1 protein-coding gene and 1 pseudogene are annotated in these 540 nt (G+C 27.8%); both read left to right on the top strand.

Going from position 1 to position 540, the window contains the following annotated elements; translation table 11 throughout:
• On the top strand, window positions 1-458 hold a 458-nt coding region (gene cadD / locus A6013_RS24125; RefSeq protein WP_069733884.1), incomplete at its 5' end, for a cadmium resistance transporter CadD.
• 18 nt (window positions 459-476) lie between these two features.
• Window positions 477-540, top strand: a pseudogene (locus tag A6013_RS27140) (transcriptional regulator); the annotation flags it as partial.

The raw sequence follows: 540 nt of genomic DNA, 5'->3' as shown, positions 1-540 counted from the left end.
GTTTGTTTTTAGCTTTTGTATTAAATTATGTTCCAGAAAAGTGGATATTAGGTTTATTGGGTTTAATACCAATTTATCTTGGAATTAAAGTGGCTATTTATGATGATTGTGAAGGAGAAAAGAGAGCTAAAAAAGAATTGAATGAAAAAGGATTGTCTAAATTAGTTGGTACGGTTGCAATTGTTACGATAGCAAGTTGTGGCGCCGATAATATTGGTTTATTTGTTCCGTATTTTGTGACATTAAGTGTTACTAATTTATTACTTACTCTGTTTGTCTTTTTAATTTTAATTTTCTTCTTGGTGTTTACTGCACAAAAATTAGCTAATATCCCAGGAATTGGAGAAATTGTTGAGAAATTTAGTCGTTGGATTATGGCTATTATTTATATAGCTTTAGGTTTATTTATTATTATTGAAAATGACACTATTCAAACAATTTTAGGATTTATATTTTAATTTAGGGTGTGATTTTATATGAGTTATGAAAATACTTGTGATGTGATCTGTGTACATGAGGATAAAGTTAACAATGCTTTAA

The organism is Enterobacter sp. IF2SW-B1 (assembly GCF_001743375.1).
In the GTDB taxonomy this organism is placed as follows: Bacteria; Pseudomonadota; Gammaproteobacteria; order Enterobacterales; family Enterobacteriaceae; genus Enterobacter; species Enterobacter bugandensis.
The sequence above is the reverse complement of the archived record's forward strand: the minus strand, read 5'-3'. Positions and strand labels throughout refer to the sequence as shown.